At 69.6% G+C, this 22,385-nt stretch carries 20 protein-coding genes; 10 read left to right on the top strand and 10 right to left on the bottom strand.

Annotation, left to right across the window (positions count from 1 at the left end; genetic code table 11):
* Positions 1-33: 33 nt before the first annotated feature.
* A complete protein-coding gene (locus NMI01S_RS06755) occupies positions 34-633 on the top strand; it encodes a TetR/AcrR family transcriptional regulator (protein WP_030514254.1) in 600 nt (199 codons plus the stop codon).
* A 68-nt stretch (positions 634-701) separates the two neighbouring features.
* Positions 702-2,195 (top strand): DUF5685 family protein, encoded by a 1,494-nt coding sequence (locus NMI01S_RS06750; protein WP_062995069.1) that lies wholly within the window; start codon positions 702-704, stop codon positions 2,193-2,195.
* Between the two features lie 130 nt (positions 2,196-2,325).
* On the opposite strand, the gene NMI01S_RS06745 is transcribed toward NMI01S_RS06750, so the two are convergent.
* Positions 2,326-3,195, bottom strand: a complete 870-nt coding sequence (locus NMI01S_RS06745) for a MaoC family dehydratase (protein WP_062995068.1) — start codon at positions 3,193-3,195, stop codon at positions 2,326-2,328.
* A gap of 1 nt (position 3,196) precedes the next feature.
* A complete protein-coding gene (locus NMI01S_RS06740) occupies positions 3,197-4,558 on the bottom strand; it encodes a 3-oxoacyl-ACP reductase (RefSeq protein WP_084512535.1) in 1,362 nt (453 codons plus the stop codon).
* Positions 4,559-4,810: 252 nt separating this feature from the next.
* On the opposite strand from NMI01S_RS06740, the gene NMI01S_RS06735 reads away from it, so the two are divergent.
* Complete coding sequence (locus NMI01S_RS06735) at positions 4,811-6,148, top strand: acetyl-CoA C-acetyltransferase (protein ID WP_062995067.1); 1,338 nt, start codon at positions 4,811-4,813, stop codon at positions 6,146-6,148.
* Between the two features lie 99 nt (positions 6,149-6,247).
* Here NMI01S_RS06735 and NMI01S_RS06730 read toward each other — a convergent pair whose 3' ends face one another.
* A complete protein-coding gene (locus NMI01S_RS06730; RefSeq protein WP_063920663.1) occupies positions 6,248-7,294 on the bottom strand; it encodes a sigma factor in 1,047 nt (348 codons plus the stop codon).
* Positions 7,295-7,424: 130 nt separating this feature from the next.
* Here NMI01S_RS06730 and NMI01S_RS06725 point away from each other — a divergent pair, with 130 nt between their 5' ends.
* Complete coding sequence (locus tag NMI01S_RS06725) at positions 7,425-7,772, top strand: DoxX family protein (protein WP_062995066.1); 348 nt, start codon at positions 7,425-7,427, stop codon at positions 7,770-7,772.
* Positions 7,773-7,802: 30 nt separating this feature from the next.
* On the opposite strand, the gene NMI01S_RS06720 is transcribed toward NMI01S_RS06725, so the two are convergent.
* The gene (locus tag NMI01S_RS06720; protein ID WP_157126053.1) at positions 7,803-8,252 is read right to left on the bottom strand and encodes a VOC family protein; all 450 of its coding nucleotides are present in this window, start codon (positions 8,250-8,252) and stop codon (positions 7,803-7,805) included.
* 338 nt (positions 8,253-8,590) lie between these two features.
* On the opposite strand from NMI01S_RS06720, the gene NMI01S_RS06715 reads away from it, so the two are divergent.
* From NMI01S_RS06715 to NMI01S_RS33935, 4 genes are all read left to right on the top strand, one after another.
* Positions 8,591-9,094: a universal stress protein gene (locus tag NMI01S_RS06715; RefSeq protein ID WP_062995064.1), complete on the top strand. Its 504-nt coding sequence runs from the start codon at positions 8,591-8,593 to the stop codon at positions 9,092-9,094.
* A 94-nt stretch (positions 9,095-9,188) separates the two neighbouring features.
* Entirely contained in the window at positions 9,189-10,289 is a 1,101-nt protein-coding gene (locus NMI01S_RS06710; protein WP_062995063.1) for an isochorismate synthase, read from the top strand.
* A 127-nt stretch (positions 10,290-10,416) separates the two neighbouring features.
* A complete protein-coding gene (locus tag NMI01S_RS33940; protein ID WP_083871340.1) occupies positions 10,417-10,587 on the top strand; it encodes a DUF2613 domain-containing protein in 171 nt (56 codons plus the stop codon).
* Entirely contained in the window at positions 10,568-15,400 is a 4,833-nt protein-coding gene (locus NMI01S_RS33935; protein ID WP_084512533.1) for a DUF3367 domain-containing protein, read from the top strand. The genes NMI01S_RS33940 and NMI01S_RS33935 overlap by 20 nt, the downstream gene beginning before the upstream one ends.
* Here the strand turns inward: NMI01S_RS33935 and NMI01S_RS06700 are convergent.
* Positions 15,381-16,580, bottom strand: coding sequence for an acyltransferase family protein (locus NMI01S_RS06700; protein ID WP_084512530.1), 1,200 nt, complete (start codon positions 16,578-16,580; stop codon positions 15,381-15,383). The genes NMI01S_RS33935 and NMI01S_RS06700 overlap by 20 nt on opposite strands.
* Positions 16,581-16,813: 233 nt before the next feature.
* Here NMI01S_RS06700 and pgfA point away from each other — a divergent pair, with 233 nt between their 5' ends.
* Positions 16,814-17,953 carry a cell envelope lipid trafficking protein PgfA gene (gene pgfA, locus NMI01S_RS06695; RefSeq protein WP_062995062.1) on the top strand — a complete coding sequence of 380 codons (1,140 nt, stop codon included), beginning with the start codon at positions 16,814-16,816 and terminating at the stop codon, positions 17,951-17,953.
* Positions 17,954-18,018: 65 nt separating this feature from the next.
* Here the strand turns inward: pgfA and NMI01S_RS06690 are convergent, their stop codons facing one another.
* From NMI01S_RS06690 to NMI01S_RS33930, 3 genes are read right to left on the bottom strand one after another with little or no spacing between them, the layout of a single operon-like run.
* On the bottom strand, positions 18,019-18,462 hold the full coding sequence (locus tag NMI01S_RS06690) for an SgcJ/EcaC family oxidoreductase (protein ID WP_062995061.1): 444 nt from the start codon (positions 18,460-18,462) through the stop codon (positions 18,019-18,021).
* Between the two features lie 10 nt (positions 18,463-18,472).
* Positions 18,473-19,180, bottom strand: a complete 708-nt coding sequence (locus NMI01S_RS06685) for an SDR family NAD(P)-dependent oxidoreductase (RefSeq protein WP_218020930.1) — start codon at positions 19,178-19,180, stop codon at positions 18,473-18,475.
* An 8-nt stretch (positions 19,181-19,188) separates the two neighbouring features.
* A complete protein-coding gene (locus NMI01S_RS33930) occupies positions 19,189-19,827 on the bottom strand; it encodes an SgcJ/EcaC family oxidoreductase (RefSeq protein ID WP_084512527.1) in 639 nt (212 codons plus the stop codon).
* A 95-nt stretch (positions 19,828-19,922) separates the two neighbouring features.
* Here NMI01S_RS33930 and NMI01S_RS06675 point away from each other — a divergent pair, with 95 nt between their 5' ends.
* Positions 19,923-20,405 carry a MarR family winged helix-turn-helix transcriptional regulator gene (locus tag NMI01S_RS06675; protein ID WP_062995059.1) on the top strand — a complete coding sequence of 161 codons (483 nt, stop codon included), beginning with the start codon at positions 19,923-19,925 and terminating at the stop codon, positions 20,403-20,405.
* A gap of 18 nt (positions 20,406-20,423) precedes the next feature.
* Here the strand turns inward: NMI01S_RS06675 and NMI01S_RS06670 are convergent, their stop codons facing one another.
* Both NMI01S_RS06670 and NMI01S_RS06665 read right to left on the bottom strand, forming a co-directional pair.
* Positions 20,424-21,752 carry a hypothetical protein gene (locus tag NMI01S_RS06670; protein ID WP_062995058.1) on the bottom strand — a complete coding sequence of 443 codons (1,329 nt, stop codon included), beginning with the start codon at positions 21,750-21,752 and terminating at the stop codon, positions 20,424-20,426.
* 82 nt (positions 21,753-21,834) lie between these two features.
* The gene (locus NMI01S_RS06665; protein ID WP_084512524.1) at positions 21,835-22,338 is read right to left on the bottom strand and encodes a DinB family protein; all 504 of its coding nucleotides are present in this window, start codon (positions 22,336-22,338) and stop codon (positions 21,835-21,837) included.
* Between the last annotated feature and the right edge of the window lie 47 nt (positions 22,339-22,385).

Genomic DNA, 22,385 nt, shown 5'->3' with positions numbered 1-22,385 from the left:
AGATAGGGGTTTCGATATGGGCTAGGAGTGTGGATGGCAGGCGGAACGAAGCGGCTTCCCAGGGCGGTTCGTGAGCAGCAGATGCTGGACGCCGCCGTCGAGGTCTTCTCCCGAAAGGGATATCACGACACGTCGATGGATGCCATCGCGGCCGAGGCCAAGATCTCCAAGCCGATGCTGTATTTGTACTACGGCTCCAAGGACGAACTGTTCCGGGCCTGCATTCAGCGCGAGAGCGCACGCTTCATCGAGGCCGTCGCGGTGGCCGGCAATCCCAAGCTGACCCCGCACGAGCAGCTGCGCGCCGGGCTCGAGGCGTTCCTGTCCTATGTCGACAACAACCGGCTGTCGTGGTCGGTGCTGTATCGGCAGGCCCTCGGGCAGCAGCCGTTCGCCTCCGAGATCGCGAACAGTCGCGAGCGCATCATCGAACTGACCGCGAAACTGCTCGAGTCGAGCGCCAAATATGCCGAGCCCGGAACCGATTTCGACATCGTCGCGGTGGCGGTGATCGGCGCGGGCGAGGCGATCGCCGACCGGATCGCCAGCGGTGAGGTCGATGTCGCCAGCGCGGTCGACCTGCTGGACAATCTGGCCTGGCGCGGTCTGGCCGGTAAGAAGAAAGCCGAGTAGACGCCGGCGATACGCGCCGTCCGACTTGCGCGGCGCTGTCGGCAGCTGCCAGAGTGCGGATTGCACAGATGGCCGGATTGCCGATGCGGCCGGGGTTCTACGGGGCGGAATTGTTCGGACTTCTCACGCCGTGCGCGCACAGCGCGGCGAAATACGGCCTGGATGCGGCAGATTGGCGCACGCATATGTGCGGACTGTGCCTGGGCCTGCGCGACGGGCACGGCCAGCTGGCCCGCACCGCGACCAATACCGACGCGATCGTGCTGAATGTGCTCACCGAAGCACAGACCGGTGCGGTGGCGCGGACCGCGGCCGGGCCGTGCGCGCTGCGCGGCATGCGACGGGCCTCGGTCGCCGCGGCCGGATCCCCCGGAGTGCGGCTGGCGACGACCGCGTCACTATTACTGGGAGCGGCCAAGATTCGCGACCACGCCGACGACGGCGACGCGGGCCCACTCGCCCGGCGGCCCATGCGGAAGGTAGCCGAACGCTGGTTCGCCTCGGCCCGCGCGAACGCCGCCGACATCGACCTGGACATCGAACCGCTCGTCGCCGCGATCGGCCGTCAGACGGAACTCGAGCGCTCAGCGCGGATCCGTTCGCAGACAGCCGATTCCACGTCGTTGGAGCTTCTCGCCACACTCACCGAGCCGACGCAGACGTGTGCCGCCGAACTCTTCGCCCACAGCGCCGTTCTGGCGGGCCGCCCGGAGAATGTCACCGCCCTGCGAGAGGCCGGTTGGCATTTCGGCCGCATCGCCCACCTGGCCGACGCCATCGAGGACCTCGACGACGACCGCCGCCGCGATCGCTTCAATCCACTGCTCGCCACGGGAGTGAGCGCCGAGGGGGCGCACGGTCTGCTGCGTGAGTCCGACGCCGAAATTCGCCGCGCCCTGCATCGAGCGAAGCTCGCGCACGTTCCCGCCGTCCGCTGGCTGTTGCTCGATCCGTTGCGCGGCGTCGTACGGAAGCTGGGCCGCACCGCGGCCGCGGCATGCGGCGGCGCGACATCCGCCTGCGGCTGCGAAAAGCGCGGTGGCGCAACCCTTTCCCACGACACCGATACCGGCGCGACGGCACGGTTGCTGGGCTACCCGGTGGCAGCCGGGCCCGATCGACCCGGGCCGTATCCGTCGGCGCCCGCGCCGTATCAACCGAATCCCGCTGGGCCGCAGGTGGATCCGGCGGTCTATCCCGATCCGGGGCCGTATCCCGCGAGCCCGGTCCAGCCCTACGACATCCCGCCCCCGTTCGGTGATCGACCGCCGAGCGATCCGTATCCACCCTCGGACGAGCCGCCGCACGAGCCGCCGCGACGCCCCACTTTCTGGCAGGGAGTCGGGATCATCTGCGGGGTGTACTGCACCGGATACGCGTGCTGTGCCGGGCATCGGCGGCCGTGCAGCGGGGAACATCGGGATGCCTGGCTGCAGCGGTGCGACTGCGATTGCGATTGCTGCGACTGCTCCGACTGCGAGGGCTGTGGCGATTGCTGCAGCTGCTGCAACGGTTGCGGCGACTGTGACTGCGATTGCTGCGGCTGCGACTGCGGTTGCTGATCGGGCCGCCGATCGTCGGCGGTTCGAAACAGCCGCCCACCTTTTCGCCTCCGCCGCATATCGAATCCCCCATGCGATCCGATATGCGGCCGCCGAAAAGGTGGGCGGCTGTTCGTTGGCCGTTCGCTGCTCAGCGCAGCGTCGCGGTCAGATGAGGGTAGCCCTTCTTCGGATGTTTCAGCGACAGATCCCAGCCCTCGGCGGTCTGGTCGGCGTAGACGTTGACCGTGGACGGCAGCAGGATCGGCTTGCCGAATTTCACCGCGTAGGCCGTCTTCGCGGGCACCCGCCCCTCGATGACGCCGAGGATCGCGGCGGCCGACCACATGCCGTGGGCGATCGACCGCGGGAAGCCGAAGGCCTTCGCCCCGAGCGCCGACATGTGGATCGGGTTGCGGTCACCGGAGGCGGCCGCGTAGCGATGGATCATCGCCTGGTCGACCTTCAGCGTGCGCAGCGGCGGCGGAGGCACCTCGTCCGGCTTCGGCGCCGCCTTCGGACCACCGGACAGCGAGGTGCGCTGCTGGTGCAGGAAGGTGGTGACCTGCCGCCACACCAGTTCCCGCCCCACGCTGATCTCGCTGATCGCGTCGACCAGCAGACCCTTCGGGTGCTCCCGCAGGTTCTCCACGTGGGCACGGATGTCGAGCGGCTCGCTGACCGAGATCTCGCGGGTGCGCTCGATCAGATTCTCCGCGTGCACCGCGCCGACCGCGACGAACGGAAAGTCCCGGGCCACCACCAGCTGCATCACCACGGGGAAGGTGAGCACGAACGGATAGGTCAGCGGCAGGGAGTCGCCGAAGCGCAGCCCGGTCGCGTGGCAGTAGGCCGCGAGGTGGTCGGGATCGACGCGGACGCCGTTCCATTCGACCGCACGGTCCGGAATTTCGGATTTGCGCGCCGACACCAGCGGCAGCGGAACGGCACCCAGGGCGGCCTTGAGATACAGGCTGCCGGTCTTCGGCGGCTCGTTCAGCGAGATGGTCCGGGTTGCCACGTCAGGCTCCGATCATGGCCTGGCCGCAGACGCGAACGACGTTGCCGTTCACCGCATTCGAGGCCGGGCTGGCGAAGTAGGCGATGGTTTCGGCGACATCCACGGTCTGCCCGCCCTGCAGCAGCGAGCTGAGCAGCCGGCCCGCCTCGCGGGTGCCGACCGGAATGGCGGCGGTCATCGCGGTCTCGATGAAACCGGGGGCGACGGCGTTGATGGTGATGCCCTTCTCGGCCAGCTTGGGCGCCTCGGCGTTGACCATGCCGATGACACCGGCCTTGGAGGCGCCGTAGTTGGTCTGGCCGCGGTTGCCGGCGATACCGGCGATCGAGGACACGTCGATCACCCGGCCGCCCTCCTTCAGCGCACCCTTGGCCACCAGGCCCTCGGTAATGCGGTGCGGGGCGGCGAGATTGACGTTGAGCACGGCGTCCCAGCGGGCGGCGTCCATATTCGCGAGCAGCTTGTCGCGGGTGATGCCGGCGTTGTGGACGATGATGTCGACGCCGCCGAAGCGCTCGGTGGCAAATTCGGCGATCTTGTCCGCGGCGTCGGCGGCCGTGACGTCGACCGCGAGCGCGGTGCCGCCGACCTTGTTGGCGGTCTGCGACAGCGCCTCACCGGCGGCCGGGATGTCGGCGACGATCACGGTGGCGCCGTCGCGGGCGAATACCTCGGCGATGGTCGCGCCGATGCCGCGGGCGGCGCCGGTGACCACGGCGACCTTGCCGTCGAGCGGTTTGGTCCAGTCGATGCCGGCGGCGGCGTTGTCGTCCTTGCCGACCCGGAAGACCTGGCCGTCGACGAAGGCCGACTTGGCCGAGAGAATGAAGCGCAGAGTCGACTCCAGTCCGGTGGCGGCCGCGGCGGCCTCCGGGTGCAGGTAGACCAGGTTGGCGGTGGCGCCGCGCAGAAGTTCCTTACCCACGCTGCGGGAGAAGCCCTCCAGCGCGCGCTGCGCGATCTGCGCGTCGACGCCGCCCGCGAGTTCCGGCGTGGTGCCGACCACCAGTACGCGGCCGGAGGGGGCGATCGAGCGCATGGCCGGCTGGAAGAACTCGAACAGCTGCGACAGTTCCTCGACGGTGCCGATGCCGGTGGCGTCGAAGACCAGCGCGCCGACCTTCACGCCCTGGGTGGGGGCGTCGACGAAGGTGTAGTCCGACAGCAGGGTGCGCGCGGCGTCGGCGACGCGGCCCTTACCGCCGAGCAGGACCGGGCCGGGCAACGCCGGCTCGCCCGGGGCGTAGCGGCGCAGCTTCTCCGGCTGCGGCAGGCCCAATTTGCCGGCCAGGAAGGCGCCGGGGGCGGAATTGACGAACGAACCGTAAAGGTTGGGAGCGCCCTTGCTCTTGCTGGCTGCCACTGTTCCTACCTTCTCCTTGTATCGAATGTGGACGATCTGGACGTCTGCCGTATCCGTGTTTCCCCAGTACCCCGCGCGTTGTAGCCCACATCTGCGGGGTACGGTGTCGACAATTAACTTACTCCAGAGTAAGTTTAATGTAAACCGACGGAACCGCCAGCAGTACAGTCGGCCGGGGTACCGACTTCGTCCCCAACATGCGGCATTCCCGGCTCCGGACCCAGAAAACCCGACGAGACAGTGGAGACTCGAGTGACTACCAAAGCCCGTTCGGCGAAGACCGCACCATCGAGCAGCCGGGCCGACAAGGCCAAGCAGGCCAAGCCCGTCGCCGTCCTCGGCGGTAACCGCATCCCGTTCGCTCGCTCCGACGGCCGTTACGCCCACGCCTCGAACCAGGACATGTTCACCTCCGCGCTGAACGGCCTGGTCAGCCGATTCGGGCTGCAGGGCGAGCGGCTCGGCATGGTCGTCGGCGGCGCGGTGCTCAAGCGGGTCGGCGAGCACGGCATGGTCCGGGAGAGCGTGCTGGGCAGCGAACTGTCGCCCTACACCCCCGCGCACGATCTGCAGCTGGCCTGCGGCACCGGCCTGCAGTCGATCGTCACCGTCGGCGACGCCATCGCGCTGGGCCGGATCGAGGCCGGTATCGGCGGCGGCACCGACACCACCTCCGACGCGCCGATCGGTGTGAGCGAATCCATGCGCGAATGGATGCTCGACGCCAACCGGGCGCGCAACAACAAGGATTACGTCAAGCTCGTCGGCCGGCTGCGCCCGAGCATGGTCGGCATCGAGATCCCGCGCAACGCCGAGCCCCGCACCGGCCTGTCGATGGGTGACCACGCGGCCATCACCGCCAAGGAGTTCGGCATCGCCCGCGAGGCACAGGACGAACTGGCCTACCTCTCGCACAAGAACATGGCCGCCGCCTACGACCGCGGCTTCTTCGACGACCTGGTCACCCCGTTCCTGGGCCTGACCCGCGACGACAACCTGCGCCCTAACTCCTCGCTGGAGAAGCTGGCCACCCTCAAGCCGGTCTTCGGCAACAAGCTCGGGGATGCCACCATGACCGCCGGCAACTCCACCCCGCTCACCGACGGCGCCTCCGCGGTGCTGCTGGGCAGCGAGGAATGGGCCGCCGAGCGCAACCTGAAGCCGCTGGCCTACCTGGTCGACAGCGAAGTGGCGGCGGTCGACTACGTGTGGGGCCCGGACGGCCTGCTGATGGCGCCGACCTACGCGGTGCCGCGCCTGCTCGCCCGCAACGGCCTCACCCTGCAGGATTTCGACTACTACGAAATCCACGAGGCGTTCGCCTCGGTCGTGCTGGCCACTCTGCAGGCGTGGGAATCCGACCAGTACTGCAAGGAGCGACTGGGCCTGGACGGCGCCCTCGGGGCGATCGACCGCACCAAGCTCAATGTCAACGGCTCCTCGCTGGCGGCCGGGCACCCGTTCGCCGCGACCGGTGGACGCATCGTCGCCCAGACCGCGAAGCAGTTGGCGGAGAAGGGTTCCGGACGCGCGCTGATCTCCATCTGCGCCGCCGGCGGCCAGGGCGTGGTCGCCATCCTGGAGCGCTGATCCGGGACGCCGCCCGGCGCGTATGACGAAACGACGCCGGCCCGTATCGGAACGGGCCGGCGTCGTTCGTATGTCCGAAGCTCGTCCGGAACCGCGAGATCAGGGCAGGATCCGCGGCAGGTCGTCCGTTCGGGTTTCGGCGGTGGCCGCCCCCGCGCCCGCGAAGGTCACCGCGATCGTCAGGGCGTCCAGTCGGCCCCGGTCGGCGACGACCTCGTAGGCGGCCACCCGGTCTTCGCGCACGGTGAGCAGAAGGACCGCCGCCAGTGTCCCGCGCGGCGCCACCACCAGGCCCGGCCGGCCGTCCACCAGGGCGAGGCCCGCGACCCGGGAACGACTGCGCAGCAGCACCGTTTCCTCGGCCACCGCCGCCGCACCGCGCACGACGGACGCGATGCCGGGCGGCAGCGTCGCCGGGTCCGCGGTGCGCACGACATCGGGGGCGAGGACCGCGAGCAGGGCGCCGAGGTCGCCGGCCCGCGCCGCCGACAGGAATGCGGTGACCACCTCGCGATGCCGCGCGAGTTCGGCCGTGGGCATCGCGCTGTCGCCGCGCACGCGGTGGCGGGCGCGACTGGCCAGCTTCTTCGTCGTCGCCGCGGTCCGGCCAACGATCGGGGCGATATCGTCGAACGGGACGGCGAACATGTCGTGCAGTACGAAGGCGACACGCTCGTCCGGGCTCAGCGTGCGCAACACCACCAGCAGCGCGCGGCCGACCGAATCCGCCAGTACCGCTTCGGCTTCCGGTTCGGTGAAGACGACGGGCCGAGGGCCCGCACCGGCGGAGTCGAGCGCGACGGAGCCGTCCGCGAGGTCGACGAGCTCCTCTCGCCGCGCGGCTCGGGAACGCAACTGGTCCAAGCAGATTCGCGAGACGACGGTGGTGAGCCATGCCGCGAGATTGTCGATTTCGAGCCCGTCCGCCGCCTCGTCATCCGGCGCCCCGTCGCCCGCGCCCCCTTCCGCCGTACCTCGCTCACCATTCTTCGTCTCGGTCGTACCCGCGACCCGGTCGAGGCGCAACCAGGCTTCCTGCACCGCGTCCTCGGCCTCGTTCAGTGAGCCCAGCATGCGGTAGGCGATAGCGCGCAGCAGCTCGCGATGTTCTTCGAAGCGCCGCGCCAGCTCGTCCCGATCGCGCACCGGTCACCTTTCTCGGCCCCCGCACGTCGAACCGGATGTGGGACGGATTCGCCCTGTTCGCCCGCGCCGTGGGCTCGGACCCACCTCTTCACGATCGCAGATCAGGGCGCCGAACGAGCAGGAGGGTGTCATGCACACCGCATATGTGACCGTCACGATCGTCGCCGTCGTGGTGATCTTCGGGGCGACCGTCGTCGACATCGTCGCCCCGGAGTGGGTGCGTGGCAATATGCGCAGCTACGGGGTACCGGACTGGGCGCTGATGCCGTTGGCGGCGATCAAGGCAGCGGGCGCACTGGGGCTGCTGGCGGGGCTGGTGTTCCCGGCGATCGGGCTGGCCGCGGCCGTCGGCCTGGTGCTGTATTTCGTCGGCGCGGTGATCACCATCGTGCGGGCACGCTGGTACGCGCATCTGCCGTATCCGATGCCGTGCCTGGTCCTGGCCTCGGCGGCGGCCTGCCTGGGTGCCCTCGCCTGACACCGACCCGGGATCCGCGGCGCGCCCGGCTCACGCGGCGATGCGCTCCACCGCTGCCACGACCTCCGACAGCAGCGGCAGCGATTCGTCGCGCTGAGGTGCGCGCGCCCACCACCGGCCCTCGTGCGTGTGCCGCCCGAATCCGGTGGGCAGAATGACATTGCTGCGATGGGATCCGATATCGACGCCGTGGCGTTGCAATCGCGAGGTGCGATCCACATCCGGATAACCGTCGAATACCGCGATGAACGTTCGACGCGGCGGATGTTCGCGCACCAGCACCGGTCCCGGAATCCCGCGCACGGTCAATTCACCGAGTACCAGCGCACCGAGCGGTTCCGGCGTATTCACCGCGGCGACCGAGTCGCCCAGCGGTAACACCACATATCCGGGTGAGGTGACGCGCACATAGGGTAATCCGAACAGCTCCCGATAGGTGTCCGCCCAATCCTGTGGCGTAGCAATCTCTTTCAATCGCACGATGCACCTCACTCACTGTCCATCTCCCGGCGCCGTACCCGGCTCCGTTCGTCGGTTGTTCCAGTGAATACCGGAAATCACAGCAGTTACACGTGATTCGGTGAATCACGCGCGAATTGTCAGCCACGAGTGAGGTTCAGCACACAGTCCGATCGGTCCGGACCGAATGGTCGCATTCGGTCCGGACCGAAATCCGGCGACCGAACGGAACGGTTTCGAATCGAATCGGCGAATACCGATCGACATCCCGCATCGACGCTGATCGCGCGGGTAGTCTCGGGTCGCGGGTAGTCGCGGGACGCCCACACGCTCACGGCACGGAGGTCCGGGAGGTCGTCATGACTTGCGACTTGATGCTCATCGCGTACGACGGATCCGAGAATGCGAAACGGGCCGTGGAATATGCGGGGCGGTTTCTGTCCGCGCCCAAGGCGGTCGTGCTCACGGCGTGGGAGCCGATGGTGCGCCAGGCCGCGCGGCTGTCCGGACTTTCCGGGGTGATGCAGCCGGAATGGCTTCCGGACGAGGAGATCGAGGATATCGCCTACGTCGACGCCAAACAGATCAATGCCGAGGGCGTAAGGCTGGCGAAATTAGCCGGATTGAATGCGGAGCCACGCACCGCCGAATGCACCTCGACCATCTGGAACGCGATCGTCGACGTGGCCGACGAGCTCGATGTCGACATCATCGTCGCCGGTACGCGCGGCTCCACCGGCATCCGCGCCCTGTTGCATTCGAGTGTGGCGGAGGCGGTGCTGAAACACTGCCACCGGCCGATTCTGCTGGTGCCGCCGGGAAAAGAACCGATTCCGGTCAGCGATCTCGCCGGTCAGCTGTGACGGTTCCGCTCCCCTTCACATGAGTCTGCCCACATGAGATCTGCGTCGCTACCCGGGCGCCGCCCGTTCCGGACACGACTATGGTCGGGAAACTATGGACGGCTTTCTGCTCGCACAACCGGGGGGCGTGGTCCGTACGACCGGCATCCGGCGCGCATTCGACGATGCGCGGCGGGCGGCGGCGGCCCTGCGTGAGGGTGCGGCGGAACTGATCGCCGGCGCGATCCCGTTCGATCCGAGTGATGCGGCCGCCCTGTGCGAACCGGAACAGGCGCGACACAGCGCGGGTCCGTGGCGTCCGGCCGCGGTGCCACCACTGCCCGAGGTCCTGGTCGTCGCGGAAATTCCCAGCCCGGCCGAGCATGTGGCCCGGGTGACGAAACTGGTGGAGCAGCTGTCGGATCCGGCGCAACCGTTACGCAAGGTGGTCGCCGCGCGCTCGTTGATCGCCGAGGCGCGGCAACCGCTCGAACCCGAGGTGATCGCCGCGCATCTGCTGGTTCGCCATCCCCAGGCCAACGTCTTCGCCGTCGACCTGACACCGGCCGGGCGCACCGGCGCGCATCTGGTCGGCGCCACCCCGGAGGTGCTGGTCGCCCGGCACGGCGACACCGTCACGTTGCGTCCGCTGGCCGGGACACTGCCCCGGCACACCGATCCCGCCGTCGATGCCGAACGGTCGCGGGAGTTGTTGTCCAGTGCCAAGAATCGCGACGAGCACGCCTTCGTCATCGAGTGGATCCGCGAACAACTCACCCCGGTCTGTGCCGAACTCGCGATCCCCGAAAGCCCCGAGCTGATCAACACCACCGAGGTCTGGCATCTGGCGACACCCATCACCGGCCGGCTGCGCGATCCGGCCACCACCGCGCTCGACCTGGCCCTGCTGCTGCATCCCACGCCCGCGGTCTGCGGGACCCCCACCGACCTCGCCCTGCGGACCATCACCGAATACGAGGAGCCGCGCGGGTTCTACGGCGGCGCCGTCGGCTGGTGCGATGCCCGCGGCGACGGTGAATGGGTGGTCGCGATCCGCTGCGCCGACGTGTCCGCGGACGGGCGCACCGTGCGGGCCTACGGTGGCGGCGGCATCGTGGCGGCATCCGACCCGCGCACCGAACTCGACGAGACGACGGCCAAACTGCGCACCCTGCTGAACGGGCTGGCCTGCGCGGTACCGGACCAGCCGAGCTGATCGGGGCTGGTCGCCGGGGCTCGAGAGGGCCGACCGACCGGCGGGTTGCCGTGCTGCGTGCCGCCTGCGGTGCGCCCATGTTGTAGGTTGGCTCGCAAGACGCCTGTGTCGATGTTGGGAGTACGCGATGAAGTTTGCCGTCCCGGGGGTTGCGAGCGCCGTCGCCGGAGCGCTGCTCGGCGTGATCGCGGTGTTCGTCGTCGTGACGGCGACAGCGCAGAATTCGCGGCCCGAGGTGGATCGCAGTGGCGACGCGTCGTCGTCGCTGCTGAACAACGTTGAGTACGGCGCGCGCTGACGCTGCGCCCGCCGCTGCCCCCTCCGCCGACTCCCGTTCCTCGGCCACCGCACCACTGGGCCGGCGTTGGTTCGCCGGTACCGTCCTCGCCGCCTTCCTGCTGACCTTTCTGCAGGCGCCCGGCAATACCGTCGCCGACACCAAATACGATCTCGCCCAGAATCCCGTCGGATTCCTGCGGCGCGCCGCCCATCTGTGGAGCAGTCAGGCGCCGATGGGCCAAGTGCAGAACCAGGCGTACGGATATTTCTTCCCGCACGGCGCCTTCTTCTCACTGGGCCACGTGCTGGGCCTTCCGGCCTGGGTGACCCAGCGGATCTGGTGGGCGCTGCTGATTCTCGCCGGTTTCTGGGGCATCGTCCGGCTGTGCGAGGTGCTGGGCATCGGCACCCGCGGTTCCCGCGTGGTCGCGGCGGTCGCGTTCGCGCTCTCCCCGCGGGTGCTGACCACGCTCGGATCCATCTCCTCGGAAACCCTGCCGATGATGCTGGCCCCCTGGGTGCTGCTCGCACCGGCCGCGCTGGGCGTCGCCGGGATGCCGCGGATCCATGCCGTCCGGTCCGGATGGCGGCGACTGCTGCCACACCGGCCGACCGCCGAATCGGTCGCGATGCGGGGTGCGACCTCGCCCGCGGCGAGCGCCCTCGCGCTGGCGCTGATGGGCTCGGTCAACGCAGTCGCGACGGTGGCCGCCTTTCTGCCCGCGGCGCTGTGGTGGGCGTCGTATCGCCCGAATCGCACCTGGTGGCGCTTCACCCGGGCGTGGATTCCGCTGTTGATGCTGGGCACCTTCTGGTGGGTGGTGCCGCTGCTGGTGCTCGGCAAGGTGAGCCCGCCGTTCCTGGACTACATCGAATCCTCCGGGGTGACCACCCAGTGGGCGTCGCTGGGTGAGGTGTTGCGCGGCACCGACAGCTGGACGCCGTACGTCTCACCGGAGCGGATCGCGGGCGCGGTGCTGGTCACCCAGCCCGCGGCGGTGCTGGCGACCGGAGCGCTCGCGGCGGCCGGAATGGCCGGGCTGGCACTGCGTTCCATGCCGGGACGCGGACGGTTCACCCTCGTTCTGATCGCCGGCCTGGTCGGCATCTGCGCCGGATACGCCGGACAGCTCGGCGGGCCGTTCGCCGAATCGGTGCGGATCTTCCTGGACTCCGGCGGCGCCCCCCTGCGCAATGTGCACAAGCTGGAACCACTGATCCGGATCCCGCTGGTGATCGGGCTCGCGCATCTGCTGCGCCGGGTGCCGCTGCCCGCTTCGGCGCCGATGCCGGTGTGGCGCAGTGCCTTCGCGCATCCGGAACGCGACCGGATGGTCGCGGTGGCGGCGCTGCTGCTGGCGGCGCTGGCCTTGTCGACCTCGCTGGCGTGGACCGGGAAGCTCGCCCCGCGTGGCGCCTACGACAAGGTGCCGGCCTACTGGCAGCAGACCGCGGACTGGCTGGCGCACAATGCCTCCGACACCCGGGCGCTGGTGGTGCCCGGCGCGCCGTTCGGCAGCCAGATCTGGGGACTGACCCGTGACGAGCCGCTGCAGGCCCTGGCCCGCGCGCCGTGGGCGGTCCGCGATGCCGTGCCCCTCACACCGCCGGGGGCGATCCGGGCGATGGATTCGGTGCAGCGGCTGATCGCCGACGGCCGGCCCTCCACCGGGCTCGCCCCGACGCTGATCGATCAGGGCATCGGAATCCTCGTGCTGCGCAACGATCTCGACCCCGATACCTCCCGCTCCACCCGTCCGATGCTGGCGCACGAGGCGATCGAGGGTTCCCCCGGGATCACCGAGGTCGCCGCATTCGGCAACCCGATCGAGGTGGGCCACGGCGACGGACTGGTCGCCGACGGCGATCTGCGCCCGACGTATCCCGCGATCGAGATCTACCGGGTGAGCGACGGCGACAGCGGGCAACCGGCCGATATCCGCAGTGGTCCCGGCGCGCCCGCGAGCTTCCCCGGAGCGCGGACCGTGCCGCTGAATTCCGTGCCGGTCGTTCAGGGCGGTCCGGAAGTGCTGGAACGGCTGCGTCGCAACGGTTCCGGCGCGAACGGTCCCGCCCTGCTGGCCACCGATGCCGCACGCGCGGGACTGACTCCCTCGGCGACCACGATCACCGATACCCCGATGGATCGCGAGGCCGATTTCGGGCGGGTGGACAACCACAATTCGGCGTTGCGCGCGCCCACCGACGCCCGCCGCACCCACAACCTGGTCCCCGACTACCCCGTACCCGGCGCGCAGCCGGTGGAGGGGCAATGGTCCGGCGCCACCGTCACGGCCTCCAGTTCCGCGGCCGATGCCACTCAGCTCGGCGGCGCCGCCCCGGGAAGTTCGACCGCCGCCGCCTTCGACGGTGACCCGAGTACCGCGTGGTTGAGCACCAGCGCCGAACACGCTGTCGGACAATGGCTCCGGCTCGGCCTCGACCATCCGATCCAGGCCGGGGCACTCCAGGTGACCACGAGTCCCGCCGCGATCGGCGACCCGGTGAAGTGGATCGAGGTGCGCACCGCCAACGGCACGGTGGCCGCGCGAATATCGGAACCCGGTGCGCCGGTGTCGGTTTCGCTGCCTCCGGGGCGCACCGACTGGCTCACCATCACGGCGACACGCACCGAGAACGGTACCGGCGGTGGGCAATTCGGTATCAGCGAGGTGCAGCTGTTCGACTATTCGAACCGTGACGCGCCGACGCCGGTGACCATTCGCCACCGCACGGTGCTGCCGCCCGTTCCGGCCGGAACACCGGTGCGCGGCTGGAATCTGGGACAGGAATTCCCCGGCCGCAGTGGATGTTTCGATGCGCCGGATCGCGTGCGCTGCAGTAAGGGCCTCGCGCTGCCCGCCGAGGAACCGGGCGCCTTCGAACGCACTCTCGATGTGCCGGACCCGGTGACGGTCGCACCGCGGCTGACCCTGCGCACCCGGCAGGGCCCGGCGCTGGAAAGTCTGCTGACCGATCCGGAGCGGCCCATCGCCCGCGGCAAGGCCGATGTCGGCGATCTGCGCGGTTCTGCCTTCGCGGCGACCGACGGCGATCCGCGCACCAGCTGGATCGCCCCCGAGGACACCGTGCGCAATCGCACCGGCGCCAAACCGACGCTGACCGTTGCGCTGCCGCGCCCGGAACTGGTCACCGGCCTCGAGGTGACTCCGCCGATGGGCGCACTGCCCGCGCGGCCGACCTCGATCGCGGTGAATCTCGGTGACGGGCCGCAGGTGCGCGAGATTCCGCCCGCGCCGAAGGGACGCGATCCGGAGGCGACGGCCGAATCACCGGGCCGCACCTCGCCGACCGCCACACCACCGCGGGACGCACCCGCCCCGCAGCCGAAGTCGACCGACACCCCCGCGCCGATGTCCGCACCGCCCACTCCGGTCCGGCTGGAGCTGTATCCGCACGTCACCGACCACATCGAGATCAGCATCGATACCTGGAAGCCGGTGCTGGACCGCACCGCACTCGGTCTCACCCAGGAGCAGCCGCCGGGCCTGGCGGAAGTGTCCGTACTCGGACCGGACTATCCGGCGCCCGCTCCCGGCGACCGGCTGGTAACGGTGGACTGTGACCACGGCCCGACCCTCGCGGTCGCGGGGCGGGTGCTGCGCACGAGCGTGACCGCGACGGCCGATGAATTGCGCACGGGGAAGCCGGTTTCCGCCACCGTGTGCGCGCCCGGCGAGACCGGGAACGGCGGTGACACGGTGGACCTGCCGCCCGGTTCCGTCGACGTCACGGTCGCGCCGACCGACCTGTTCTCGGTCGACGAACTGCGGTTGGACAACACGGCTTTCGCGGCCGACGGCTCCCCGGCGCCGGCCACCGAATCCACCCCGGCGCCGGCCGTCGAGAACACCGCGCCGGAGCCGCCCGGAAACGAGGGTCGCCCGGCGGGCATCGACGCCCCGCCCGGCGATCGCCTGCTGGTGCTGCCGCTCAGCACCAATGTCGGCTGGACCGCGCACACCAGGGACGGCCACACCTTGCGGCCCGTCGTGGTGGACGGGTGGAAGCAGGGCTGGGTGATTCCCGCCGATGCGTACGGCCCGGTGACCGTGGGATTCCCGATCGACCGCTGGTATCGCCTGGCCATCTTCGGCGGCTTGCTCCTGCTGATCCCGCTGGCGCTGCTGGCCCTGCCGGTGCCCGGACGGCTGCGTAAATGGTTGCGGCACAATAAAAATGGTCGCGGCGCGGCCGAACTGCCGCCGGAGGCGGCTACGCCGCTCCGCGCAGAAGGCAGGATGCCCGGCGACACAGCCCCGGCGGCGGCCGACTCACCCGCCCCGGCGGACGATGCACCCGCCCCGGCGGACGATGCACCGACGACGGCAGACGGTGCGCTCGCACACGGAATCGGCGACGGCACGACGCCCCGGCCGCACGGCGCTTCGAGCGCATCCGACGATCACACCGCCAACCCCGGGGTAACCATCCCGGCACCGGCCTCCTCGGCCGTGTTCTACGACCCACCGCCTCGGACCTGGAACAGCTGGTGGCTGGGCGCCGCCGGTGTGTTGGTCGCCGCCTTCCTCATCGCCGGCCCGATCGCGACGGTGTGCGCCGCGATCGGTGTGGTCGCGGTGCGGGTGCTGCCGCGGGCGCCGCTCGCCCTCGCCGTACTGGCCGGGGCCGGAACGATCCTGGGCGAAGCCGCCCTCTCCACGGGCCCGTGGCGGTCGGGAGAGGTCTATATGGGTGGCTCGCTGTGGGCGCAGTTCCCGGCGCTGGTGGCGGTGGTCGCCGTGGGCGTCGCCGCACTGCCCGCCCGGAAACGGTGGTGGGCGGGTTCCACTACCCGAACCGGCGTTTGACCCACTGCCGCACCGGTTCTTCGACCAGCGCGTAACTCGCGGCGGCCAGCGGAATCGTGAAGGCGACCGTCAAAGCCAGCACATGCAGGAACCCGCCGTTGAACGGGATGAAACCGAAGATGGGGAACATCATCGCCAAGACCACCAGATGCCAGATGAAGATGCCGTAGGACCAGCGTCCGATCGTCAGCGCCAGGCGGCTCTCCAGAAAGCGGTGCCGCGCGACACCGACCACGAGCGGGGCGAGCAGGCCGAAACCGATCAAGGCCCCTAGACCCATTTTCATCGCGTACTGCCACGCCGCGGCGCGAGCCAGTCCGGCGGGCCCGGCCAGGTCGGTGGCCGACAGCGCGAACGCGACCGCGGCGACCGACCACATCAGCCGGCGGTCACCGAGCCGGCGCTGCCACCGCGGCGCCGCGTCCCCGTCCCGCGATCGCGCGCCCAGGATCTCGGCCAGTTCGGCCAGCACCATGCCCGCCGCGAACCACGGCAGATATCCGGGCAGCCAGTTGTCGGCGTGGATGGCGTCCGGGGTGGGTACCGGCAGGAAATTCCAGCCCAGGCACAGCAATCCGATCGCGATCACCGCGAACACCCGCTGCCGTGCCGCCGAACCGCGCAACCCGGCCAGCGCCCAGGCCAGCAGCGGCAGCACCAGATAGAAGGCCACCTCCACCGACAGACTCCACATCTGGGTGAGCCCGTCGGTCAGGGTCAGCGGGACGAAGACCTGCACCAACGCCAGATTGGCCCCCCACACGCGCAGCCCGGCCGACCGGGCCGCGGACGGCAGCAGGGTGAGCGCCACGCAGACGACGACCCAGTAGGCGGGCAGGATCCGAGCGGCCCGGTGCAGCAGATAGCGCCCGGCCCGCGGCGCGGTGCCCAGGTCGCGGGCCGCGGCGGCGTGCGGGCGCCACAGCAGGAAGCCGGAGAGACCGAAGAATACGGCGACGGCCATATCGAACCGCTCCCACACCCGCCCGATCACCGGCGTCCCCGCGGCGCCGGTCTGGAAGGCCACGTGGGTCAGCACCACGCCGAGTGCGGCCAGTCCGCGCAGACCCTCCAGCGCGGGAACGAATTTCCGGGTTCCGGGGACCGCCGGAGCGGGGCGCGCCGCCGGGGCAACCGGCACGTCGGTGCTGGATGGGGCGATTTCGGGCGTGGCGGTCATCGCGGTCCAGTGTGCCCTGCCGGGTTCACGGGCGCCGCGTGCGGCTCTCCGCGACGCGAGCGGCAACCGCGCCTCGCCGGACGCCCGTACTTCTTCGGGGTGTTTTCCGCACTCAGCTCGCCGGGTTAAGGTGCCGGACTGTTAGTGTCGGGGCTCACGAGTGCTTGTGTTATGACCGCACCCGGTTATGAGCGCACCCGGACGAGGCTTGTTCGACGACGAGGAGAGTTTGCATGGCACTCAGTGCCGGTACCAAGAGGACGGTGGCCTGCCTGCTCGTGGGACTCGGTGCGCTGTTGATCGTCGCAGCGATACTGATTCCGACCTACGGGGTGAGCCAGTTGGCCAAAACTCCCCTCGACCTCGAGATCACCACCATCGCATCCAACAAGCCGGACGCCACGAGCGAGGTGCTGGACGCGAAATCGCTCACCTCCGGTGAGGGCCCGGTGCAGATCGACAAGAACGTCGGGCTCATCTCGCAGCGCTTCCTCACCGTGGAGGATCCGTCGGGTAAGACCAATATGACGATCCAGGCCGGTCAGACGCTGCGCCGCAAGGACAAGACCGGTGACACCGGCCTGCTGTCGGCGATCATCGACCGCGTCACCATCAACCGCAAGACCGGTCAGCCGATCGACGACGACCCCAACGGGTCGATCGCGACCACCGTCGACAGCAAGGGCAACAGCGTCCCGGATCCGGTGCAGCACACCGGTCTCCAGTACCGCTTCCCGATCGGCACCGAGAAGACCACGTACCCGTACTTCGACATCAACGCCCGCAAGTCGTTCGATATGAAGTTCGTGGAAGAGACCGAGATCAACGATCTGAAGGTCTACCACTTCCGCCAGCAGGTGCCGCCGACCGATCTGTCCAAGGTCACCTCCGCGCCGACCAACCGGCTCACCTTCCCGGCCGCCAAGTGGGGCGTGCAGGGCGAGGGCGACGTCACGATGAACCGCTACTACACCAACACTCGCGACGTGTGGGTGGAGCCGGAGACCGGCACCGTCGTGAACGGCTCCGAGCAGCTGCACCAGTACTACGCGCGCAGTGCGGACAAGCCCGAGGTCACCGCGATCAACACCACGCTGACCTTCGATCCGGACACCGTCCGCTCGCAGGCCGACGAGGCCCGCAAGTACATGGACCAGATCTCGCTCTACAGCCGCACGCTGCCGATCATCCTCGGTGTGCTGGGCGTGATCTCGCTGATCGCCGGTCTGATCCTGGGTCTGCGCGGCGGCGACGGCTCCTCGAAGCCGGGCCGGCTGGTCAAGAAGCCGCAGACCACTCCGCCGAGCGACAAGCCGGGGCAGGCGTTCTCGGAAGCGCCGACGCAGCAGATCGACATCAGCAAGAACCGGTAGGTTCCCCGGTCGCACAGTGGCTCCCCGGTTTTCGGACCGGGGAGCCACTGGCGTCTTGCGGGCTTCTACCGCGCGGCCGGCCGGGTGGCGGGCTGCATGCGGAAGGTCAGCGCCTCCATCAGGATTTTGCGCTGGGTCTTCTGCACCGCCGCGATTCGCCATTCACCGTCGGATTCGCGGACCACGGTGTAGGTGGCCAGCTTGCCCAGCTTCTTCGGCTGCCCCTTCGATGATTCCCCGCGGGTGACGACGACGGCGGTATCGCTGCCGTAGCGGCGGATCTCGACGATGTCGACGGTGAGCCGGGTGCCCTTCAGAAAACTGTCGAACAGCGCCTGATGCGCACCGCCGATCTCGGCACCACCGTGATAGACGGTGCCCAGATAGGTGACGTCGGTGGCGTCGGCGGTGAAACAGGCGCCGTAGGCGGCGCCGTCGCCGCGGTTCCAGGCGTCGCGGCTGCGCTCGATGAGGGCGCGGATGGCGGTGGTGTCGGTGGTGGTGGACATGGTCGTCTCCTCAATCGGCGATCAGGGTCAGAGCGGTTCGGCGCGGCAGCAGCCGCATGGCAGTCGTCCAGAGCCGGTTGGCCGGACTGGTGAGTACGATCGGTCCCTCCTTGCGGGCCAAGGCTTTTCGCGCTCGGCGCACCACGTCCTGTGGCGACTGCACCAGCCATGGCGGCACATCGGCCGCGGCCTGGGAGGCGGTCGCGGTGACACCGGGGCACAGGGCCATGACGTGGACCCCGCGGGCTTTCTGTTCGTGCCACAGGGTTTCGGAGAACGCGGTGACGAATGCCTTGGACGCGCTGTACACGTTCAGTCCGGGTTTCGGCACGTGTCCGAGCGTCGAGGACACGTTCACGAGCGCGCTGCCGGGGCCGGCGGTGGCGAGGAAGGCGTGCGCGAGCGTGATCACCGCCCGGCAGTTGAGATCGATGGTGGCGAGCGATGATTCGATCGCCACCTGGTCGAAGGGGCCGGGCACGGCGGTGCCGGCGTTGTTGACGAGCAACGAGTAACCGCCTCGATGAAGCAGCCGCGCGACCGCCGCCACTCCCGCCGTGGTGGCCAGGTCCGCGGCGAGATGATCGTGGCCGGGCCCGAGTTCACCGACGAGGCGCGTCAGCCGATCGGCATCGCGGGCGACGACGGTCACCGAGAAACCCTCTGCCGCAAGGGCGATGGCGAAGGCGCGGCCGATGCCGGCACTCGCACCGGTCACCAGCGCCTTCACCGTTCGGCCTCGGGCTCGGTCGCCGGGTCGAACAGGAAGGACACCCGCTCGAATACCGATCGGCGCGCGGTGTTGTGGAAACTCGCGATCCGCCATCGGCCGTCGGCTTCGCGGACGAGCGTGTAGGTCTGCGTCTTGGACAACTCGTGCGGGCGATCACCGTCGTACCGGTCGCCCCGGCTGGTGACGATGGCGACGTCACCACCGTAGAACCGGGCGCCGAGGAACGAATCGGCCAGTTTGCTGCCCTTCAGGAAACCGCTGAACAGCGCGCGGTGCGCCTCGGTGAGATCGCGGCGTCCGCTGTAGTAGGTGCCCACGAAGGTCGTGTACGTGGCGTTCTCGGTGAAAACGGCACCGTAGGCGTCGGCATCGTTGCGATCCCACGCGGCCGTCATATCGCCGATGGTCGAGCACACCGCCCGCAGATCCTCGGCGCTGCCGCCCTCGGCTCGCACACTCGTACATTCGGCGACGCCCGTATTGCGCACATCGGAGGTCTGATCCAGCCAGACGTATCCGCCGGCCGCCGCGATGCCGAGGCCCAGCACGGTGGCGCCGAGCGCCTTGGCCACGGTGCGGCGGCGAGATTTCCCGGGTCGGGCGGGTGCGCTGGGCTCGGTGGCGGTGGTCATGAGCAGGTCCTCTCGTGATATTCTCTGCTTAGAAGATTTTACTTCTTCCAAGAAGTCTCTTCGTTGAAGAAGAGATTACGAGAGAGGTGTGTCCCGTGTCAACGACGAGTCGCGAGAACGACCCCAGCCAGGTGTTTCGCCGCTACCTGAGTTCCGTTGTGCTGCACGCTCAGGCGGGTGCGAAAGCGGTCGGGCTCGGCGCCACCGACCTCTACGCCCTCAACATCCTGGAGTTGAGCGGCGCGATGACGCCCGGCGAACTCGGGGCCCGCACCGGGCTCACCACCGGGCCCACCACCCGCCTGATCGACCGCCTGGAACAGGGCGGCTACGTGCGCCGGGCGCCGGATCCGGCCGACCGGCGCAAGGTCATCGTCGAACCGGTGGACCGGCCCGCCGGCCTGGACAGCGCCCTGGCCCCGGCCCGTCGCCGGATCGGCGACATCGTGCGGGGCTACACCCCCGAACAGCGGGAACTGCTGTTCGACTATTTCGCCCGTGCGGCCGACGCGTACCAGCGCGCCGCCGAAGACATCACCGCCGAGGAGATCACCGAGCCGGAGACGGCGGGCGAGTGAGTCGCCCTCCCCGTGTGGTCACTCGCCGGGCAACGGCGAAAACTTCCCTCCCGCAGCGATATTCGTAGCAGCCGGATCGGGACGGACGGTTCGCACCACCACGGTGACGACCAGCGTGGTCACGATCGCGACGACGGCGGTGGCCAGCGCGATCAACACCGGCAGGCTGCGCACGAACGGCACGGCGACGCCCACTTCGACCGCCAATCCGGCCCAGATGACGGCGGCCGGTGCGGTGCGGTCGGCGGCGATCGCCGACAGCAGGGCCCCCTGCAGGACCGCCAACAGCGCGCCGGCCAGCGCGAACAACCACAGCAGATCCTGGATCGGCGCATAGTCACGGCCGGCGAACAGCGGGGCCAGCGGCGCCAGCACGGCCGCGCCGGCCACGGCGAGCAGGCCGACCGCCGCCAGCACTCCGAGCGCGGACCGCAGCGCGCGCACGGAATGCTGCGGTTGCGCCATTCGCGGATACAGCACGACGCCGACGGCCTGCGGGAGCCAGAACGCGATCTTGGTGGCGATCGCGCCGAGGGCGTAGCGGCTGGCGTCGGCCTCGCCCAAAACGATACGGGCGACGATCAGATCCGCGGACGACAGCGCCATCAGGGCGGCCTGGACCTGAGCCGCGCGCAGGACCGCGGCCACGTCGGCGGCGCGCGCCCCCGCGATCCGCGCGCCGGCGCTGCGGATCTCGACGGCGACCGGAGCCCGCACGACCTCGGCCGCGTTCGGTGGCAGCGGGTTCGAGCCCGCATCCGCCGCCGAGAGCGCGCTCCGGGAGATCCGGTTCGCCGCGGTGGTGGCCACCAGCAGGCCGAGAGCAGCACCCCAGAGCGCGGCAGCGGCGCCCGCGCCGACGGCCAGCGCGATCAGCGCCGGAGCGACCCGGGCGATCGCCGAACCACCGAGAACGGTTGCGAGCGAACGGAATCGGTTCGTTCCCTGCAGAATTCCCTGCTCGCCGGAGAGCAGTACCAGGACCGGCGCGGCGATCAACGCCCCGCCCGCGGCGACCGCGCTCACGTGCAGCAGCACCGCGACGGCGGGTATGAGCGCGAGCGCGACGACCGCCACGATCATCGCGCAGCGCCGGGTCAGGCCGCGCACCGTCGCCACCGCGGCGCCGCGCACCAACTCCCGCGCGACCACGTTCTGCAGCGCCAACGCCGGTACCGCGGCGAGCAACTGCACGGCCAGCAGGCTCGCGAAGGCGCTGTAGCCGGTCACGCCCAGCCAGCGCCCGGCCAGCAGTTGCAGCAGATAACCGGCGATATTGGCGGTCATGGCCCCAGCGGTCACCAGGGTCATATCCGCGACCACGGGTAGACGGCGCAGGGCAGACATCCCGCCATGCTCCCACCTCCGGGCCGCCCCGCCACAGCCGAGGCCCGCCGGTACGCGACCGGGATGCCGCCGAGCGGGCGTTTCAGTCCCCGTCCACCAGCTGGCGCCGCACGTCGAGCAGATGGTGGCGGACCTCGTGGACCGTGTGGGCCGCCACCCAGCGCAGTTCGCGCTCGACGCGATCGGGGTAGTTGTACAGAACCCGCCGGTTCCAGTCGTCGGCGTCGAGGCGGTCGAGAACATTCGCGAGCAGTCGCGCGGAGACGAGTAGTTCCTGAGCCACGTCGGCGGGATCCTGCTCGGTATAGCCGTCGTGATCGGCACGTTCGTCCCGGCCCATGGTGAGAAGTGCCGGGCGATCGGTGCGACGCGCCAGCAGCACGCGTTCGCGCTGCACGAGCAGTACGTCCCGGACGTGGCAGCCGTACTCCAACGGCGACCACACCTCCGGAAGGCGGCGCCGCCGCGCATCGGGGCAGTCGTTCAGCGTGGCGGCCAGCTCGGTGACACCGTCGAGAATCGCGGTCGCGGCCTGCGGCGCCTCGTCCGGCCGGTACTCGTAACCGCATTCGGCGCATCGATCCATCGCACAACCCCGTCTCACCGCGTTGACACCGTCTCAGTGAGACCATA

It is taken from the genome of Nocardia mikamii NBRC 108933, from assembly GCF_001613505.1.
Taxonomy (GTDB): domain Bacteria; phylum Actinomycetota; class Actinomycetes; order Mycobacteriales; family Mycobacteriaceae; genus Nocardia; species Nocardia mikamii.
This window is presented reverse-complemented; position numbering and strand designations above follow the sequence as displayed.

Bases quoted from the DNA above. Each gene is read 5' to 3' on its own strand.
- NMI01S_RS33940 (WP_083871340.1), top strand. From the start codon at position 10,417: ATGAAGTTTGCCGTCCCGGGGGTTGCGAGCGCCGTCGCCGGAGCGCTG.
- NMI01S_RS06710 (WP_062995063.1), top strand. From the start codon at position 9,189: ATGGACGGCTTTCTGCTCGCACAACCGGGGGGCGTGGTCCGTACGACC.
- NMI01S_RS06700 (WP_084512530.1), bottom strand. From the start codon at position 16,580: ATGACCGCCACGCCCGAAATCGCCCCATCCAGCACCGACGTGCCGGTT.
- NMI01S_RS06715 (WP_062995064.1), top strand. From the start codon at position 8,591: ATGACTTGCGACTTGATGCTCATCGCGTACGACGGATCCGAGAATGCG.
- NMI01S_RS06755 (WP_030514254.1), top strand. From the start codon at position 34: ATGGCAGGCGGAACGAAGCGGCTTCCCAGGGCGGTTCGTGAGCAGCAG.
- NMI01S_RS06725 (WP_062995066.1), top strand. From the start codon at position 7,425: ATGCACACCGCATATGTGACCGTCACGATCGTCGCCGTCGTGGTGATC.
- NMI01S_RS06690 (WP_062995061.1), bottom strand. From the start codon at position 18,462: ATGTCCACCACCACCGACACCACCGCCATCCGCGCCCTCATCGAGCGC.
- NMI01S_RS06750 (WP_062995069.1), top strand. From the start codon at position 702: ATGGCCGGATTGCCGATGCGGCCGGGGTTCTACGGGGCGGAATTGTTC.
- NMI01S_RS06665 (WP_084512524.1), bottom strand. From the start codon at position 22,338: ATGGATCGATGCGCCGAATGCGGTTACGAGTACCGGCCGGACGAGGCG.
- NMI01S_RS06670 (WP_062995058.1), bottom strand. From the start codon at position 21,752: ATGTCTGCCCTGCGCCGTCTACCCGTGGTCGCGGATATGACCCTGGTG.
- NMI01S_RS33930 (WP_084512527.1), bottom strand. From the start codon at position 19,827: ATGACCACCGCCACCGAGCCCAGCGCACCCGCCCGACCCGGGAAATCT.
- pgfA (WP_062995062.1), top strand. From the start codon at position 16,814: ATGGCACTCAGTGCCGGTACCAAGAGGACGGTGGCCTGCCTGCTCGTG.